Raw genomic sequence first — 839 nt, 5'->3', positions numbered from 1 at the left:
TCGAAGGGGGTGCAGGTACTTTCAGGAAATAATCATGAATTATCCTTTCAAAACAATATGTTGCATTATATCCTCGCCCTGCCATTTATGCAATTTGGAATATGACAAAGTAGAACTAAGCCAAGCTTTTTTATATGGGGTGGATGACGGGGCTTGAACCCGCGACAACCGGAATCACAATCCGGGACTCTACCAACTGAGCTACATCCACCATAAACTGTTGCGTGCGACACGCCCGGCAGGATGAAAACCCCTGCGGGGCCGCACTCCGTGCGGTGCTGCCCTGCTCCGCAGGACAGTCGAACCTCACTATTTTGATAACGCAGGTTCGAATCCTTGCATTTTCAAATGGCACCAAACCAAACATCTGGCCGTGATGCCTCTAACTGCCAAATTGGCACGCCCGGCAGGATTCGAACCTGCTACCCTCGGCTTAGAAGGCCGATGCTCTATCCAAATGAGCTACGAGCGCAGAGAATCGTTTCTGGCATGGTCAACCTTCCTGCCGTGTACGAAATTGGTCGGGGTAGAGAGATTCGAACTCCCGACATCCTGCTCCCAAAGCAGGCGCGCTACCAGACTGCGCTATACCCCGTAAATTTTTCAGTCCTTTTCACGTTCTCATCACTCTACCTTGTAGAGAGATTACAAAATGCTTCCTGCATTTTGCCCTCCGGGTCGCGCTGGCGCGCGCTAAAATCGCTCCCGGCGATTTTTGTCGAACTCCCGACATCCTGCTCCCAAAGCAGGCGCGCTACCAGACTGCGCTATACCCCGAATTTGCTTCCACTTTCCGTGAAGGCGGTGCATGATACTCAAGGCAGAAGCGATAGTCAATC

Annotated in this window: 4 tRNA genes; all 4 read right to left on the bottom strand. The window is 51.6% G+C overall.

What is annotated here, in order from left to right:
• Positions 1-135: 135 nt before the first annotated feature.
• Positions 136-211: transfer RNA gene (locus ACOCD2_RS22885), tRNA-His, on the bottom strand.
• 184 nt (positions 212-395) lie between these two features.
• Positions 396-472, bottom strand: a tRNA-Arg gene (locus ACOCD2_RS22880).
• 46 nt (positions 473-518) lie between these two features.
• A tRNA-Pro gene (locus tag ACOCD2_RS22875) sits at positions 519-595 on the bottom strand.
• 89 nt (positions 596-684) lie between these two features.
• Positions 685-772, bottom strand: a tRNA-Pro gene (locus ACOCD2_RS22870).
• Positions 773-839: the final 67 nt, after the last annotated feature.

The organism is Thiolapillus sp. (assembly GCF_048562965.1).
GTDB classification, from domain to species: domain Bacteria; phylum Pseudomonadota; class Gammaproteobacteria; order Chromatiales; family Chromatiaceae; genus Thiolapillus; species Thiolapillus brandeum_A.
This window is presented reverse-complemented; position numbering and strand designations above follow the sequence as displayed.